This is a genomic window from Paenibacillus mendelii, from assembly GCF_024498075.1.
GTDB classification, from domain to species: Bacteria; Bacillota; Bacilli; order Paenibacillales; family Paenibacillaceae; genus Paenibacillus_Z; species Paenibacillus_Z mendelii.
This window is the reverse complement of record NZ_JANHOF010000015.1, coordinates 51,240-68,341: the sequence shown is the minus strand read 5'-3', so window position 1 is coordinate 68,341 and position 17,102 is coordinate 51,240. Positions and strand designations below refer to the sequence as shown.

Annotated in this window: 16 protein-coding genes; 13 read left to right on the top strand and 3 right to left on the bottom strand. The window is 44.3% G+C overall.

Annotated elements, in window-relative coordinates; genetic code table 11:
- Positions 1–418 precede the first annotated feature (418 nt).
- The 7 genes from NNL21_RS29230 to NNL21_RS29200 all read left to right on the top strand — a co-directional run bounded on the left by NNL21_RS29230 (position 419) and on the right by NNL21_RS29200 (position 4,813).
- Positions 419–784 (top strand): ArsR/SmtB family transcription factor, encoded by a 366-nt coding sequence (locus tag NNL21_RS29230; protein WP_204821826.1) that lies wholly within the window; start codon positions 419–421, stop codon positions 782–784.
- Positions 768–1,283 carry an SRPBCC family protein gene (locus NNL21_RS29225; protein WP_204821825.1) on the top strand — a complete coding sequence of 172 codons (516 nt, stop codon included), beginning with the start codon at positions 768–770 and terminating at the stop codon, positions 1,281–1,283. Before NNL21_RS29230 ends, NNL21_RS29225 begins: the two co-directional genes overlap by 17 nt.
- A 157-nt stretch (positions 1,284–1,440) precedes the next feature.
- Positions 1,441–2,025, top strand: a complete 585-nt coding sequence (locus NNL21_RS29220) for a dihydrofolate reductase family protein (RefSeq protein WP_204821824.1) — start codon at positions 1,441–1,443, stop codon at positions 2,023–2,025.
- A 36-nt stretch (positions 2,026–2,061) separates the two neighbouring features.
- Positions 2,062–2,190, top strand: coding sequence for a hypothetical protein (locus NNL21_RS29215; protein ID WP_256555563.1), 129 nt, complete (start codon positions 2,062–2,064; stop codon positions 2,188–2,190).
- Positions 2,191–2,266: 76 nt separating this feature from the next.
- A complete protein-coding gene (locus tag NNL21_RS29210) occupies positions 2,267–2,710 on the top strand; it encodes an SMI1/KNR4 family protein (RefSeq protein WP_204821822.1) in 444 nt (147 codons plus the stop codon).
- Between the two features lie 327 nt (positions 2,711–3,037).
- Positions 3,038–3,787, top strand: a complete 750-nt coding sequence (locus tag NNL21_RS29205; protein WP_204821820.1) for a PEP-utilizing enzyme — start codon at positions 3,038–3,040, stop codon at positions 3,785–3,787.
- A gap of 249 nt (positions 3,788–4,036) precedes the next feature.
- The gene (locus NNL21_RS29200; RefSeq protein WP_204821818.1) at positions 4,037–4,813 is read left to right on the top strand and encodes a phosphotransferase; all 777 of its coding nucleotides are present in this window, start codon (positions 4,037–4,039) and stop codon (positions 4,811–4,813) included.
- 117 nt (positions 4,814–4,930) lie between these two features.
- Here NNL21_RS29200 and NNL21_RS29195 read toward each other — a convergent pair whose 3' ends face one another.
- Genes NNL21_RS29195 through NNL21_RS29185 form a run of 3 tightly spaced genes read right to left on the bottom strand, consistent with a single transcriptional unit; the run spans position 4,931 to position 8,574 of the window.
- Positions 4,931–6,031 (bottom strand): Ger(x)C family spore germination protein, encoded by a 1,101-nt coding sequence (locus NNL21_RS29195; protein WP_204821816.1) that lies wholly within the window; start codon positions 6,029–6,031, stop codon positions 4,931–4,933.
- Positions 6,028–7,104: a GerAB/ArcD/ProY family transporter gene (locus NNL21_RS29190; RefSeq protein ID WP_204821814.1), complete on the bottom strand. Its 1,077-nt coding sequence runs from the start codon at positions 7,102–7,104 to the stop codon at positions 6,028–6,030. The genes NNL21_RS29195 and NNL21_RS29190 overlap by 4 nt, the downstream gene beginning before the upstream one ends.
- Before the next feature lie 12 nt (positions 7,105–7,116).
- On the bottom strand, positions 7,117–8,574 hold the full coding sequence (locus tag NNL21_RS29185) for a spore germination protein (protein WP_256555562.1): 1,458 nt from the start codon (positions 8,572–8,574) through the stop codon (positions 7,117–7,119).
- Between the two features lie 274 nt (positions 8,575–8,848).
- Here NNL21_RS29185 and NNL21_RS29180 point away from each other — a divergent pair, with 274 nt between their 5' ends.
- From NNL21_RS29180 to NNL21_RS29155, 6 genes are all read left to right on the top strand, one after another.
- Positions 8,849–9,151, top strand: a complete 303-nt coding sequence (locus NNL21_RS29180; RefSeq protein ID WP_204821810.1) for a hypothetical protein — start codon at positions 8,849–8,851, stop codon at positions 9,149–9,151.
- A 709-nt stretch (positions 9,152–9,860) separates the two neighbouring features.
- Positions 9,861–11,174: an MFS transporter gene (locus NNL21_RS29175; protein WP_204821809.1), complete on the top strand. Its 1,314-nt coding sequence runs from the start codon at positions 9,861–9,863 to the stop codon at positions 11,172–11,174.
- Positions 11,175–11,362: 188 nt separating this feature from the next.
- Positions 11,363–11,536, top strand: a complete 174-nt coding sequence (locus NNL21_RS29170; protein ID WP_204821808.1) for a hypothetical protein — start codon at positions 11,363–11,365, stop codon at positions 11,534–11,536.
- A 272-nt stretch (positions 11,537–11,808) separates the two neighbouring features.
- Entirely contained in the window at positions 11,809–13,560 is a 1,752-nt protein-coding gene (locus tag NNL21_RS29165; protein ID WP_256555568.1) for a sensor histidine kinase, read from the top strand.
- Between the two features lie 2 nt (positions 13,561–13,562).
- A complete protein-coding gene (locus tag NNL21_RS29160) occupies positions 13,563–15,284 on the top strand; it encodes a response regulator (protein WP_204821806.1) in 1,722 nt (573 codons plus the stop codon).
- Between the two features lie 67 nt (positions 15,285–15,351).
- A complete protein-coding gene (locus NNL21_RS29155) occupies positions 15,352–17,028 on the top strand; it encodes an extracellular solute-binding protein (RefSeq protein WP_204821805.1) in 1,677 nt (558 codons plus the stop codon).
- Positions 17,029–17,102 lie beyond the last annotated feature (74 nt).

The window sequence follows — 17,102 nt, the reverse complement described above, 5'->3', positions numbered from 1 at the left end:
TGGCGAAGACCTATACAAATTATATAACGATATAATCTAAGAAGGCGTCACCTTACATCTAACGATGCAAGGTGACGCCTTCTTTATAGAGGTACGGTTGTATGAGCACGTCGTCGATGCCCTGCTTTTTCAGCTAGGTCAGCAGGAAGTGGTGTAACTTGTGCGGTGATTGATCGGTCCGGATGGTCTCACGTGGCGTAGTGCTGCATCAGCGAGAATGCGCTCAGCGGTAATGAAGACCTTTTCTAGGAGTACAAAGCTGTTGTTGCCGAAGAAGCATCCGTAGAGACAAGAGGAAAAAAATATGTTATAAAGCATTTACTTTATAAATGATATGCTTTATATTTGAGTTGCGAGTTAATACAATCAACATGAGCAGTCATCAAATCACGTTGGGAAGGGAGAGTGAGCAAATTGTATGCCGGTTGATATCTTTTCGGCGCTGGCTGATCCTACACGCCGCAAAATATTGGAAATGCTTGCCGAGCATGACAGATGCCCCGCATCTGAAATTCACAAGATTTTTCCTGTTAGTCCTCAAGCGATCTCTCAGCATTTGAAAATTCTTCTTGAGGCCAATTTGATCAGTGTGGAGAAAAAAGCGCAACAGCGTCTCTATCGGTTGAACATTAATGCGATGGCAGAGTTTGATGAGTGGTCCACGCAAGTAAGGTTAAAGTGGAACAGCCGCTTGAATGCCTTGGATGCCGTCTTGAGAGCCGAGATGGAGAAGATGACAACAAAACAAGAGCCAAAGGAGAATGAAGATGAACAGAAATCCTAGCACACAAGAAGTTGTGATCACTCGCGTGTTCGATTTTCCCGTAGAGCTGGTATGGAAGGCTTGGACGAATCCATCACTGGTGATGCAATGGTGGGGACCCATTCAATACACTTCGCCGCGGTGCGAAATCGATTTTCGTGAAGGCGGAAAGTTTCTGTTTTGTATGCGTGCGCCTGACTCTCAAGGCGGCCAAGAGTCCTACTCCGCCGGTGTCTATAAGAAGATTGTTCCGATGGAACGGCTTGAATTCAACCAGTACTTGGCCGATCAAGACGGCAGCTACATCGACCCGGCTCAAATAGGTCTCCCTTCGGATTTTCCGGCGAATGTCGAATTCGTTATAGAGTTTGTTGCCAAGGGCGAGCAAACGGAGCTTAAAATCACGGAGTATGGATGGACGCCTGGTGAAATGGTGAAGTATGCCATCATGGGGATGAACCAGTCGCTCGACAAGCTTGCCGAAAACATCGGTCCGATTTATCGGTCTAAGGAGTCATAAGGCTTGCAGATCTATGATATAAAAAAGAACCCCCCGGTAGCAGGTCGCGTCGTCATTGGGGAATGCAGCGCGGCTTGTGCAACCAAGAGGTCTGTTTCTGAAGAGTTACTATAGCATACGAAACCAAAATTTCCAATAGGAAAGAGGATAAAATACAATGGGGAAATTGATTGCATCGGTAAGCTGCACGTTGGATGGTGTCTATACAGGGCCGAAAGGTGATGAGAATAACATGGTGAGCTGGGCAATGCCAGGAATCATGGACTCCGTCAACGATAATCTGGGTATGTTCCAGAAAGCTGGCGCTATCTTGATGGGGCGAGTCAATTACGAAGGCTTAGCAAGCTTTTGGCCATTCCAGGAGGGGGAGTTTGCTGATGCCATGAACCAAACTTCCAAGTATGTGGCTACGCGTAATCGTGAACTTACTGATGTGCACTGGGGTGATTACGGTGATACGATCTCACTGCTTAGCGGCGATTTGAAACCGTGTATATCCGAGCTTAAAAGGAAGATCGAAGGTAACATTATCGTTCCGGGGAGCGCCGATCTTGTGCAGAGTCTATTAAATGCCGGATTAGTGGACGAATTTAATATGATTATCCACCCAGTTATCCTTGGGAGCGGCAATAAATACATTGAGAGTATTGCCATAAGAAACGACTTGAGGCTCCTTAGCACCCAACTTTATGAAACAAGCGGTTCCATGCGACTGTGTTACGAGGTTGCGAAACAAAATTAGCCAATGCTATAACATGAAGGTGCCTTCCCATGAACAATGTTAAACAATACGAATTTAACCAAGAAACTGCTGCTCGCCCTATTCGTCGCTGCTGAGATGACCGCTCTCGAATGGCTGATTCCAGTACATGGCGGAATAATTGATCACATGGAAGAAATTCGGTAAGATTATTAAGATTGACGAGCAGTAACGTGAACATGAACGGATATGAATTCTTTGACAGGAAGGGGGCGATTACCCCATGACAGAGGCGTTAATGGAGAGATTAAAGACTTTCCTAAATCGGGAGGATAACAGCACGCTAGTAGGCAGTCCGGCAAGCCAAGAGGAGATTGCTCATGCAGAGCAGCGGCTGAATGTAAGATTTCACGAGGACTATGTGCATTTTATCCGGACGTTCGGGGGAGCATATGCCGGTCTTGCCGTCTATGCATTCTCTAATGGCACCAGTATCGGAAAAGAAACGGTGGTCGATTTGACGCTGGAATTTCGAGAGCAACTTAAGGAGCATTCCTTTGCAGAGGTTTTACGAGCCGGCTATGTCATCTCGATAGATGGTTCCGGCGATCCGATTGTCATCGATCAGGCAGGAAAGGTATTCATCTGTTATCACGATTCCGGGGAGATCAAGTTATTAGCGGATTCTTTTGAAGCGCTGATCGAGGATTGTTTTTATGAATGGTGAGTCGTCCAAATGTAGAGAAGTGTTGAGAGACAAGATTATACACGCAGAAGAACCATACAATTGAAGAAGCATTGACTTAAATGTTGCCGTGTGTTAGGTTTGATTTACCATAATACGGAAAGAGGTGAGCGCGATGAAAACAATTCAAACGATGTTCCACAAACGAATCGTTTCATCTCGCACATCTTATCGGCATTGGCTTTATGAAGAGTAGCTGATTGACATGTTTTAGCTTTGAAAACAGGTCGATCAGTGAAAAGCTAAGACCATGGTCAGATGATGTCCATGGTCTTTTTTGCGTTCCATTAACAGCATTGGAAGGGGAAGATGATTTTCAATAAGATACGAATTGCTTACGGTGAAGTACTTGAACGTTTCAAACCGATATTACGGAATGCTTATCAGAGCATATACCACTATCAGCTGGATCGTACTACTGAAAATGAATCACAAATGCGCGAAGCCATTAACGCGACAAGGGAGATATTGGAGTTTTTTGCAAACCATTTACCTTATTCAAAGGCCAAATATATTCTAGCCTTGAAACGATCGGATGAAATGGCTCCGTTTGACCTCATTATGTGTTTTGATCAAGCGATCTTTGAAATGCATGTATGGGAAACGCTATCAGAACTGAGGATCAAGCAGGGACAATGGGCCAAAAACAACACATGGAGCAAGGAGCTGCGCGATTTATTGAATGAACGGCAAGTAGTTCGCCACGATGATAGCAATTTGAATGTTGAAGAGGAATTTTTAGTAAGCGGCACCCCGGCATCGAGAGGCAGCGCCCAAGGACGGGCCTGTATCGCTTTGGATAAAGAAGATTTTCATCAAATACAAAGAGGGGATATTCTGGTTACAACGATGACAACCCCTGAATTTATTGAGGTAGCCCATCTGATTTCCGGGCTCATTACAGACCGCGGGGGAATCGTCTGCCATGCGGCGATTTTAGCCAGAGAATTCAATATTCCATGCATCGTAGGCTGTCAAACGGCAACGACGACCATCAAGAACGGCGATCAAATTCGTTTGGACGCGATCTCAGGAATTGTCGTCAGTGTAATCCAATGAATCGGCTAAGGAAGGTGAATTTATTTGACCACTAGTGAATTTTTTCCTGCCCATGTATCGGTTTTATCCAATCAAGCTTTAGAGGCAATGATCTGTTCTAATTATTCGTTTACGTCAAAGATCAGCTGCCATTTATACCGCAAAGGAATGCATGATACTTATATCGTAACAAGTGGCATGACGCAGTATTATCTAAAACTATATTATCCTGGCTTACGGACCTTGGAGGAAATATAAGCCGAACTTTTTGTGCTGATCCACTTAAAAAACGATGGCATTCGCGTAGTTGAACCCGTAATGAGGAATGATTCTAGTTATATCCTAGAATTGAATGCGATTGAGGGAAAACGATTCGGCATCCTTTTTCATGCGGTGGAAGGGGAGGAAGGTCTACCAACAGACTTGATACAGGAGAGGTTCGGGTCATATGTAGCGGAGATTCACAACTCCTTGGATAAGATTACATCTCCAATCAACCGCTGGCATCTAGATACGGCTTCCTTTATTGATAAGTCGATGGCGTATTTGATGAGGTATTCCACTATGTACGCCTTTGATTATCAATTTTTATTTGATGTTGCGAGCGAAACAAAGAAAATGATCGAGACTCGTTTTCCAAAAACAATGCCGGAATATGGACTTTGTCATGGGGATCTATACAGCGGCAATGTAAGAATGGATTCATCTGGAAATCTGACGGTGTTCGATTTTGATTTATGCGGGTACGGATGGAGAGCTTATGATATTTCGCTTTTCATTTGCAGCTTTGGTTTGGGTGTCGATGCAGCCGCCATGGATATAAGAGAAAGAAAAAAAGAAGTCTTTCTTAATGGATATTTAAAAAACAGGAATTTATCGGAAGTAGAAATCCATTCAATTTATTTATTTGCTCCTTTCCGCAGGTTATTTAATATTGGCAGTTTATACGCGTTTTTTGCAGAAAGCTGGGGTCATGATATTTTCTTTAGAAATGTTGAAGAAGAAATTACCTTGCTCAAAGATTGGGTTAACGTTTATAAATTTTAAAATAGGCCAATAGAACTTGCGTCCTGAGCCTGAAAACAGCCTAACAAAGACCAGAGTCGAAGGTTCTGGTCTTTGTTAGGCTGTTTCGTAGGCGCTATTTATTTTGCGAACAGATCTTTATCGGCGAAATCCGTAATCCTTTATCCTCAGCTTAATACGGCATTCTATATTTACATTCGGATATTGATCATGCCAATTTAATTTTTGCCATTCGGCGAACGTCATACTGTTTCTGACGTATGTTCCCAAACCTAGACTATCGGTGCTAAATCTTTGCAGGGTCTTCAGAATTCGCTCAGCTTGTTCTGTGATTTGATCAGAGATCACCCGCTCTATTTCCCGTCTTTCCGCATCATTACTAAGCTTTAATTCTCCGATGTATTCGGATACGGTGGCCGTTGCCTGAATCTGAATATTAATCCGAATGTTACCGTCATCCTCGTATTTAACATTGACCTTCCTTGAACTATTCAAAGAACTTAACATTACTGTTGTATCTTGAGATTGTTTAGGTAAAGCGAGACTGACTTCACCTTGCTTAAAGTTTCCACGGAGGATGGCAAATACTACAGCCTCTTCCGGATTAATCTTCCCCTTATACGTGTCATCTTGAAAAAGGGCGATTCCATCGAGAGATATCGTTTTACCCGTATCTTTGATGATCGGGACGACGGGATCAATCCCATCATCATAGTAATCCCTAGAGAAAGAATAAAGCGTGGTTAATGGAGTGGAATGCCGAATTGCCTCCTTTTTTATGAGACGATCAATATATTGTCCGGTTCGAGGAAATTCTTTAAAGTTTTTTTTCAGAAGGCCTGCCGCTTCTCCGTTTACAATAATAATTTTGATCTTCTCCGATATCGTCGGATCTCTGATCAACGTGTCCATAATACGCCATATTCCTTTTTTCGCTAAAGGGAGACCGAACAGTGCAACTCGTAATTGTCCGCTGACTAACTGAAGATTGGTTTGTCTGGACAGATGGGTTCTAGCTTGTTTACTGCTCATTGCATCGGTCATCAGGAAAGCTCTCGTTGCTTTAATTTCAGGGTTCGCGATTGGAATGCTAATCCCATATACAATTCGATTATTCGTTAATTCATCATAACTCGCGGATTGAATGAAGCCGGTTTCCTCAAGAATCCGTTGATCATTGCAGCCGGTAAGAAGAACTAGACAACCAAGAAAGCACAACCCTACGCCTTTGTTAATCATCGAGCCTCACCTCTCATCCTTTGTATGAGCAGAAGGAGTATCAAACCAATGGGAAGTCCGAATGACAACCCAATCTCTGCATAGCCTAGGATACTCAACCATCTCTCTGTATCATTTATCGATTTGGGAATGTACGAGATACAGAAGGATATGAACAGGATAATAAACGCAAGAACCCTCCCTTTTAATGGTAATATCTGGACACTTATTTCCTTAGCACCCCACCAATACATCACGATGGTAATGATGATAGAAAACAAAAGGAATCCAAACAATAAATTTTCTGTTCCCTGAACGAAGGGAAACTGTATATACGCAAACATATTTAACAGTGGGTACTCAAGCGTCTTCAAGTGCTTATAACCATAAAATCCGTATGCGATAATACTAAGATATACATAAGTGAAGGTAAGCATAAGGTTGCTGATCTGGACAGCCTTCATCAGCTTGGTACGTTTATCCACATAAGGGAAGAGAAGCAGGCATACTTCATACCCTAAGAAAGCTAAGTAAATCGAGAAGAAGCTGTTTAACGTTATTGCGCTGTCTTGAAAAACGAAAGGAGTCAGCCTTGACCATTCAAAGTCCCCATAAAAATAAAACAACAACAGAATCATCCAAACGATCATCCAAAAAAAGACGGTTGCAGCTTTCGCAATCTTGTAGACATTCTTGATAATTAATATGAAAGCAAGGATATCAATCAATAATTTGAATATCATTGGATTCGTTGTCGGGAATGCAATCATCTGAAAGATCAGCACGTATTGCTTTGCAGCTAAGCATCCGAGCATGGCCCATAACGAGGCGATTGCCAGGTAAAAGGGATACAATATGATTTTCGATATCGATCTCTCCATGATTTCGAAAATGGATTTGCCCTTTCCTAATCGATACACGGCCGTGATCAACAGGAGATTGACGGAAACCACCATGTAAACAAATAGTAATGAAAGCCAGCCATTTGTTCCGAAATGTTCGGCTAATAGTCGGGGAAGCGTAATGATGACTGCGCCCGTTTGGGTAATGTAAATGAGAATGGTAACATGAAAATGAGATAATTTATCATTCATTGCGGTCCATCCTTATTTTCTCATCTTATTTTTGACGGTATTAGGCGATTTGCTCTGTGAAGGTCTTTCCGTGATGTATTTAAATGGCGCTATAATAAAGACATCTTTCCAGTCCCTCGGTTTGAAGGGGGCTATAGGAGTCAGATAGGATGAACCAAGACTTGTTAGCCCGCTTAAATGGATCACAATGGCCGATATCCCAACTGCCAAACCAAAGTTTCCCCATACCCCTGCCAATATAATGAGACCAAACCGAAGAAAACGAATTGATGCACTCATCACGTAGGCCGGGGTAACGAAGGAAGCAATGGCAGAGGATGCCACAGCAATAATTAATATATTGCTCGTCAGACCGGCCTGTACGGCAGCTTGTCCAATGACAATACCGCCAACGATACCAATGGTTTGACCGATTTTGGAGGGCAGCCGTGCACCGGCTTCTCTCAGCAATTCAATCGTCACTTCCATGAATAATGCTTCGAAGAGAGGAGGGAACGGCACCTTGCTTCTTGATTCCGTAAGTGTAATGAGCAGGTTTTCAGGAATCATTTCATAATGAAATGTGGTCACGGATACATATAAAGACGTGAAGGACAAGGTGATGAACAGCGCAAGAAATCGAAGCAGCCGGCTAGCACTGCCCAACATCCATCGTTGATTATAGTCATCTGAAGATGAAAAGTACTCAAAGAATGAGGTGGGCGCACTTAATGCAGAAGGGCTTCCATCCACAATGCCGACAATTCGGCCTGCAACTAATTTGGAAGCGATTGCTTCTGGCCGTTCCGAAGTAAGGAATTGCGGAAAAATGGAGAATGGGGCATCGTCAATGAACTGAAGCAACATATTCGTGTCAAATACCGCATCGATCTCGATGTTAGAAATTCGACGGATCGCCTCATTCACATACGTCATGTTGGCGATATCTTTGATGTACAGAATATAGACGTCCGTTTTGGTAACTTCCCCAACTGAAAGCTTGATGACTTTTAAATGAGAGCTTTTGATCCGTTGACGAATTAACGATAAGTTGATTCCTGCTTGTTCAGTAAAAGCATCATGCGGACCGGTTATGACTGTTTCCGATTCGGATTGGGAAACAGAACGCGACTGCAGCCCGAATACATCAACAAGATAGGTTTTTGAATTAGAAAAAATGGCGACGCGTCCGGATAATATACCTTCAACTAATTCCTTGGAATCCCTGACCAACGTAAATTGAGACTGCTCTAACAGCTTGGGAACTTCTTCCTCAGCATGTACATGTATGAGAGGATTCATCACTTCCCGATACAGCTTGTCGTGATCAACCTGATGATCGAAATAGACCAAATGAACATTAACTTCCGGATAATATCTATGAACCAAGTCTACACAATCGTTGAATTCACTTAATATATGTGTAAGGGTGGGGATTTCGGGTTTAACTTTCGCCTTTTGAGCAGAAGCAGCCGATACAATGGTTTTCATGAAAATAGTCTTCATTATTCGTTTGAAAAACCTCATCAATGCCACACCTCAGATTATGGTTTAATACCTTCACTATTTCCTCATCAGGGGTGGAATAAACATTTGAACCACTCAATGAGAAATAGCCGGGCAATGGATCCCAAGGCTGAGAAAGGGATATTGATGCTAGGGCTGCGGTCTGTTATGGTGATTGTTATGGGAAATGGAGATGTCCGAGCTTATAATTCAGTTATCCTCTTGTATGGCAACGATTCACCTTATGGAGCCATCAACGATGAGCTGTTTCAAATCGTCGAAGCAGACTTACCGACAAGTTCTTCAGCCGCTCTGCTTGCCGATCAACAACCTATGCATCAATGAGAGCGACGAAGGCGAAGTATCCGCCCAGGGTCAATATGTTTCAGGAAATCCAGTGTTCTTCTCAATTAAACTGCCCGCTTGCTTTCGCTTAGATGAAGTGGATTTTAAATTCATTCGCGAGAGGATCGAAGGGGTGAGCGCCTATACCGATGCGGCGAGGGATTTCTTGACCTCGAGTTGGAACCCGATACCGAAACGGAAGGCGCGGCACCGTTAATTGACGGCCCTGAATACACGTTCTGGGGCAGCTTGGAGTGGTCCATATTGTTCCACGAGGGGAGTTTGGAAATTTGTAAGCCTCATGGCGTGATGGTGAATTTCCACGATACGAGCATAATCGGATTCGTCGATCTTTCGGTGCAGAAGAGGTCTGACTAAACGTAAGGTGGTGATGGTCTTGATATGCATAGAGAATCCAAGGGCAGCCTGATTATTCTCTTATCAGCTTTGTTTCTAGCCATTGTATTATTTTATCTCATCGATCTATTTACTTTGAATTATCGAGGAAAAGATTACGGTACTTCAGGAAACGGAAACCCGGGACTGCTCTTCGTCTTTCCTGCTGTTCCTGTATACTTATTCATGTTGGTTTTCATTTACAAGCTCAGCGGATCCTATTATCGTCGAAAACATATATCCCTATTATGGCCTGCGATTATTGCACTACTTTTGCTTATTTTATGCTACTATGGGGAGTATCAGCTAGCCCAGTCCCTTATCCAGCAACTAGGGGGTGGACCCCATAATCCTGATTCAGTCATCTATCGATGGTCCTGGTTAAATCAATATACGAATACACTGTTTTTTAACGGGTTTACATTTACGATTGGAGTACTGTTAGCCGTGTTGATAAGTTCGTGTCAGGAGTTAGTTAGACGGAGAAAATGAATCTCATTGATTAACAAACCGAAAGGTGGTTCTAAGCGATGACGCATGAACCCCATACTATATCAGACAGTCTTATTCGAAGTTATGTTGACTCCCCAGATATGCAGCGGCAATTGTATAAGCGCTCCCTACGAATTGTAGTTCTATCTCAAATTTTTGGTGGTGCAGGACTTGCTGCTGGGGTCACAGTCGGAGCACTCCTTGCTCAGGATATGCTGGGAGCAGAAAGTTATGCGGGTATACCTGCTGCATTAATGACTCTTGGATCTGCTGTGTCGGCATTACTTGTCGGTCGACTTTCCCAACGTTCCGGGCGCAGATTTGGGCTTGCTGCTGGATTCATCGCAGGAGGCATCGGTGCAATTGGCGTAGTATTAGCGGCTGTAAGTCAAAGTGTCGTACTTCTGCTCGCATCTCTGATTATCTATGGTGCAGGCACAGCTACGAACTTACAAGCACGTTATGCAGGGACAGATTTAGCAAAGCCTACACAACGGGCAACAGCAGTAAGTATTGCTTTGGTTTCGACTACTTTCGGTGCCGTTGCAGGTCCTAATTTGGTTGATGTTATGGGCCGGTATGCTGCATCAATCGGCGTCCCAACCTTAGCCGGACCCTTCCTATTATCTGCAGTGGCTTTCATCCTGGCTGGTTTGGTTTTTTTGATTTTCCTTCGCCCTGACCCGCTCGTTGTCTCTAAAGCCATAATCAAAGCTCAATTACATCAGAGCACCCTCACAAACATGCAAACGCCTCTGCACAAAGCAAACAACAGGGGTTTAATCGTTGGCACAACAATAATGATTTTAACTCAAATCGTGATGGTCGCAATTATGACAATGACCCCCATTCATATGAAGCACCACGGACATGGGTTGAGTGATATAGGAGTCGTCATAGGTATCCATGTAGGATCGATGTACTTCCCATCTCTCATAACAGGTGTACTTGTGGACAAGTTAGGCCGCACAGCTATGTCGATTGCTGCGGGAGCTGTATTACTTACTGCTGCTATTGTCGCAGCCTTAGCGCCTGCAGATTCCTTATGGGTTCTAATCCTCGCTCTTGCTCTGTTGGGACTCGGGTGGAACTTTGGCTTAATCAGCGGGACGGCTCTTATCGTGGATTCGACTGAACCTGCAACCCGAGCAAAAACGCAAGGAAAGATTGATGTGTTAATTGCTCTAGCTGGAGTATCGGGTGGAGCGCTTTCGGGCATGGTAGTCGCTCATTCGAGTTACACAACGCTATCATTTGCTGGCGGCGGTCTCGCGCTTCTGCTAATTCCAGTTGTGATATGGTCCCGTAAAAAACAAAAGGTGATGGCATCAGACGATATCTCACTGAACTGACTGTGATCGATAGGGAGCTTGCCGCGCGGCAAGCTCCCGTTTTTTCATGCCACGAGGTTGCTTCAGAATGGGCAGCCTTGTTTGTTCATGACCTATTTTGACATCAATAGAGGTTATAGCAGCTTCCGTTTTTGATATAAAAACATATGATGATAAGGTCAAATCTATTAAAAAGGAGCGTGTGAGACATGAACAATCGAAAGATAGCTGCATCCAAGAAAAAAGTCCGTCGTGATATCCAAGTGCTAGACAGCCGTATTAACGAATTAGATTTTCTGGATAAATCCAACCATCAGACCCCGAAAAACGACGAGAACAAGGGCCAAGAATACGAGAAAGATAATAAGGTTGACAACGATTAGATGAATGATGAAACTTGTACAAACTTATTCTGTTATTTTCTATTTCCCTTTTATCTTCTTTGAATAAATTACTAGAGCAACATGGACAACAGGACAAGTTCACGTGAAGGGATAGTCGGGCTCAATGCCCGGCTTTTTGTATTGCGAACTTATAATCGGGTATAAAGCATTCCTATGCGTACCATGGCCTGTCACACAATTTCCTTGGTCAATAGGAAGAATCTGTCGTATACTGTGTGAAAATAGGAGGGAGGGGATAATCATTGCCATGGATGAAGCGCAAAATTGAAAATATTCCGATTTTCCCGAAGCTGATCTTGACCTTTTTAGTTATTATGATGCCTTTGTTTACGTTAAGCCTGGTGTTGAATGAGCTTGGCAAACAGGAGGTGAAAAACCAAATATCCAATTCCATTACAATGAACATTCACTACTACTTCTTGTCGCTAGAAAAAGAGCTTGAGCGGATTACCCGGTCGCAGCAGGAGTTTATTAACGACGAGGATCTCATGCAATTGAGCAACACGATATCCATCATGTCGGAATACAAGAAAACGAAAGCGATCAACGACCTTCTGGCGAAAATGACGTTGCTGAAGGATTCCAGTGTGTATATCAAAGATATTAGCGTATACATAGAGTCGATCCACGGCTTCGTGTCCACCTCCAATACCGTAGATGCTTCCAGCACGAGAGAAGAAGCGCAAGACATTGCCAAGGCGACCTTCAATAGCGGCATTCCAATCACTTTTTGGCAGAATCGTCTCTATTTGAATTTAACGTATCCCAATAATCTGGTGAATAGGGACATGACATTGAAATCTCCACTGTTTATACAGAATATCGAATTGTCTGTCGAGGCGTTGAAGGGCACGTTGAACGCGTTCCCGCAGGAAGGCGGAGCTATCCTGTTCACGGATAGCTGGTCCATTACCAACAACCAATACCCGATGCCGCTCAATATGATCAGACAGAAATTAGACAATTCGCTCTTAGACAATTCGATCCAAACCTCCTTCACGAAACAAATTACCGTGGACAATGAACAATATATGGTTGTCTATGAAAAATCGCAATTTATGAACGCATCTCTCCTCTTTTATTTTCCCGAAAATGTTATTGTTGGCCAGTTAAAAACGTACGGAACCTGGTTCTGGCTGCTTGTCGGCAGCTCATTGATCATTGTGATTCTGTTTTCCTATGGCATCTATCTCTTGATTCACCGTCCTCTGCAAACGCTGATCAGACGATTCAAAAGCATAGAAGGCGGCAATTTCAATACGGCTCTCGCGGTGATCCGGCAGGATGAATTCGGCTATATTATAAACCGGTTCGAACGGACTGTATTCAGTCTGAAAACATTGATTGATGAGTTGTATATACAGAAGATCCGGCTGCAGCAGTCGGAATTAAAACAGCTGCAAATGCAAATTACCCCCCATTTTCTCTACAACAGCTTCTTTATCCTGCACCGGTTGATCAAGAACGACGAGAATGAAACGGCGGAGCTCGTCTCCAAGAATCTCGGAGATTATTTTCACTATATTACGAGAAACGGGTTGGAAGAGGTGACGCTGGAGGAAGAGGTCAATCATGCTCGTTCTTATGTGGAAATTCAAAATATCCGGTTCTCCAATCGTATAACCGCAGAATTCGGGCAGATTCCTGCAGGTCTAGAAGGGATTATGGTACCGCGCCTGATCCTGCAGCCGCTGGTAGAGAATGCCTACGAGCATGGGCTGGGTGAAATCGTCTTGGACGGCAGATTGGAAATTGGATTTACAGCCACAGCAGACAGGCTGTATTTTACCGTGGAGGATAACGGGATTGGATTGATTGAAGAGCAGCGGGCCAGATTGATCCGGAAGCTTACCTTGGAGGAAGAAGGAGAGACGACGGGTCTTATCAATATTCATCGCCGCCTGGTGCTGAAGTATGGCGAGCAGGGGGGATTGGAAATCCTGCAAAGCGCTCTTGGAGGCTTGCTGGTCCGGATTTATATTCCTATTAGCAGAGGAGAATAAGTATGTATCGTATCCTAATCGTCGATGACGAACCCATCATTGTAAACAGCTTGTATCAGCTGCTTCAAGAATCCAGCCATCTGGAAGTAGAGGTCTATCGTGCCTTCAACGTCTATGAAGCGCTGGATTGCCTAAAGCAAATCCGGATGGATATCGTCATTACAGATATCCGTATGCCGGGCATGAGCGGCATTGAGCTTCATCAGCAAATCATTCAAAGCTGGCCGCGGTGCAGAGTGATTTTTCTGACGGGCTACAATGATTTTGATTATGCACGGCAAGCGATTCGCTCAGGCGGGGTCGTTGACTATGTGCTGAAGAATGAAGATGACCATATTATTCTGGCGGCTGTGGAGAAAGCCATCACGGAATTGGATCAGGTTGAAGACGGCGCCGATTATATGCATCAGGCGAAGAAAAAACTGCAGCTTGCGATTCCAGCCATGCAGAAAAATACGCTGTTTGACCTGATGCGTGAACAGTCGCTCACTCCCAAAGAAAGGGTCAAAAGATTTATAGAGGCGGAAATCCCCCTGCTGCCGGACAAAGGGGTGCTGCTGGTTACAGGAAGAATGGACGGCTGGAAGGAGGGCGCTAACGATGTGGACCGGACGCTCCTCATCTATGCTTGCCAGAACATTGCCGAGGAATATTTGGCTCCGTCTGTTGTAAGTGTCTCGGTCGTATATGAGTCTACGAAATTAGTTTGGTTTATGCAGCCCAAGGAGCTCCTCGATGAAGGCCAAGATGAAGAGCAGGAGAATCGGGCTTGGCAGCATATGAAAACTAGGGTGTACGGAATCATGGAAGCGGTTCAACAGTCGTGCAGGCAGCTGATGAAGATTTCGATTTCTCTTGTTATGGGGCGTGAGTCTATCGAATGGAATCATATAGGGGCTCAGTTTCATTATTTAAAAGCTTTGCTCGGTCATGGCGCTAACAGCGGACATGAATTGCTCATTCAAGACACGGACAGGTTTGGGCTTCATTCGGAGCAGGGCCACCACCATGATCTACACAAGTCGCAGCAGATAAACAAGCAGCTGGAGCTGCTGGAACAATATATGTCCAGCGGGCAGAGGGATGCTTATCTCAAGCTGTATAACGACATAATGAATCCAGATGAATTACCGGGATATAAATTCCAATTGGAGCTGTTTTATGCCGCATCCCTCCATTTGATTTCCTATGCCATCCGGATGGGACTGTTTCATGAATTGTTCTTGAAGATGGATCTCGGAAAAACGACGCAGTATGACGTACATGAATCATGGTTGGACGCTTCTGCATATTTAGCCCGGGTTGCAGACTATCTTCTTGCGCAGTACGAACCAGTTCCTGAAGAGCAGAGCGATCGGCTTATTCATACGATTCATCACTATATTCAAGATCATCTGGACGGAGATCTCTCCTTGACGATGTTGTCCACTGTCGTTCATCACAGCCCGACTTACTTATCCCGTTTATACAAACGGGTGACAGGAAGTATGCTGTCCGATTACATAACAGAAGAGCGAATGAAGAGAGCCAAGAAGCAGCTGACGGAAACCTCTATGAAGATTCAAGAGATAGCCTCTCTAGTCGGCTATGAGGCTGCCCCTCAATTCAACCGGATATTTAAAAAAATGTTCAAAATGACGCCTCAAGCATATAGAGAATGGTTTCTTGCAGCCCATGAGATGAATAACGCAACAGATGTCAAGGAAAGCAAGAATGGCAAATAGCTTCGACTTTCCACTTCTTTTATGATAAAGCAAGTAAAGCATATATTGATTATGGGGGGAACGAAGTATGAAAGGTAAGACCGCAAAGTGGCTTTCCGTATTGGTCTTTTCGATGGTTTTTGTATCGGCCTGCACCTCAAACAATGATGGCAATCAAGATGAACCCGCATCGAATAAGCCAACGAATGCTGCAGAAACAAATGGAACAGAAGCTGTAAAAACCTATGACCCGATGGGGAAAATCGATCCGCCGATCGAAGTGACGGCAGTCAGGCAGCTGGATGCGACCACAAAATTCGTAGAAGGGGAATCTATTGAAAAGAATGCCTGGAATCAACTCTATGAAGATGAGTTTGGCATTAAGCTGAAATATTTGTGGGTTGCCGACCCGACACAATATAACCAGAAATTCAACGTTGCGATGGCCTCCGGCAAGCTGCCTGACATTATGCCGGTTGACGCCACTCAATTTAACCAGTTGGTGGAAGCCGATCAGTTGGCTGATCTTACGGAGGCATTGGAGAACTACGGCCTTCCGATTACGAAAGAACTGCTGACTAAGGACGGTGGAGTCGGACTTGATTCAGCGACATTCGGCGGGAAGCTGCTGGGAATTCCTGTGAATCCCGGTGCAGTCGATAACGCCCCGCTGTTATGGATACGTACGGATTGGTTGAAGAAATTGAATTTGCCTGAACCGAAATCGATGGAAGAAGTATTCAAAATCGCAGAGGCGTTCGTTAAACAAGATCCGGACGGAAACCAGAAGAATGATACGTATGGTTTAGGTCTTGATAAGCTCTTATATGATCCGGTATTTGGTCTCAGCGGCTTCTTCAACGGTTACCACGCTTATCCGCAAATCTGGATAGAGAATGAAGCCGGCGAATATGTATACGGCAGCATCCAGCCTGAGATGAAAGAAGCGCTCGCAAAGCTGCGGGATTTGTATCAAGCGGGTTTGATTGACCGCGAGTTCGGTGTGAAAGACATTGAAAAATTGATCCAGATGGGTAATTCGGGCAAACTCGGCATGTTTTACGGCGTTATGTATGGCAATAGTTATTTCCTGGAAGGCAAGAAGCTGGATACGCAGATGGATTGGGTGCCATTCGTGCTTCCATCGATCGACGATCAACCGGCTAAACCGCAATTGGTGTTCCCTGTCGGGAGATATTATGTCGCGAAAAAAGGGATGGAGCATCCCGAGGCTTTGATCAAGATGCTTAATGCGTTCCATTATGATTGGGATCGGACAAAATATCCTCTGACGGCCATTAATCAGGACGGTGATATAGCCAAATGGATGTATGCGCTTGTAACCGGGTCCAACCCGACTCAAAATCTGGATATGTATGAAAGAGTATCGAAAGCGATGGAAACAAACGATGAGTCGCTTCTGGATCCGAAAGCGGCAGGTCAGAAGATCTTCTATGACAGCCTTCATAAATGGGAAAAAGGCGATATTGAAGGATGGACCTATGCCCGTATCTATGATGCTCAAAAGCTCCTGTATGAGTACAACAAAAACAGTGGACTTCTCATGACCAAATATATTGCAGGTCCTACTGCCACAATGGTAGAGAAAGGATCAACACTCGAAAAAATGGAGCTGGAAACGTTCACCAAAATTATTATGGGGGAAGTTCCTATCGATGCCTTTGACGAGTATGTGACGAATTGGAAAAAACTTGGCGGAGATGTCATTACGGAAGAAGTAGCGAAATGGAAGGCCAGCAAGTAATACAGTGAATGATCGAGGAGAGCTGGCGGGTTGGACTTGTCCGGCAGCGCCTGCTTTCCTGAACGTTCAACTCT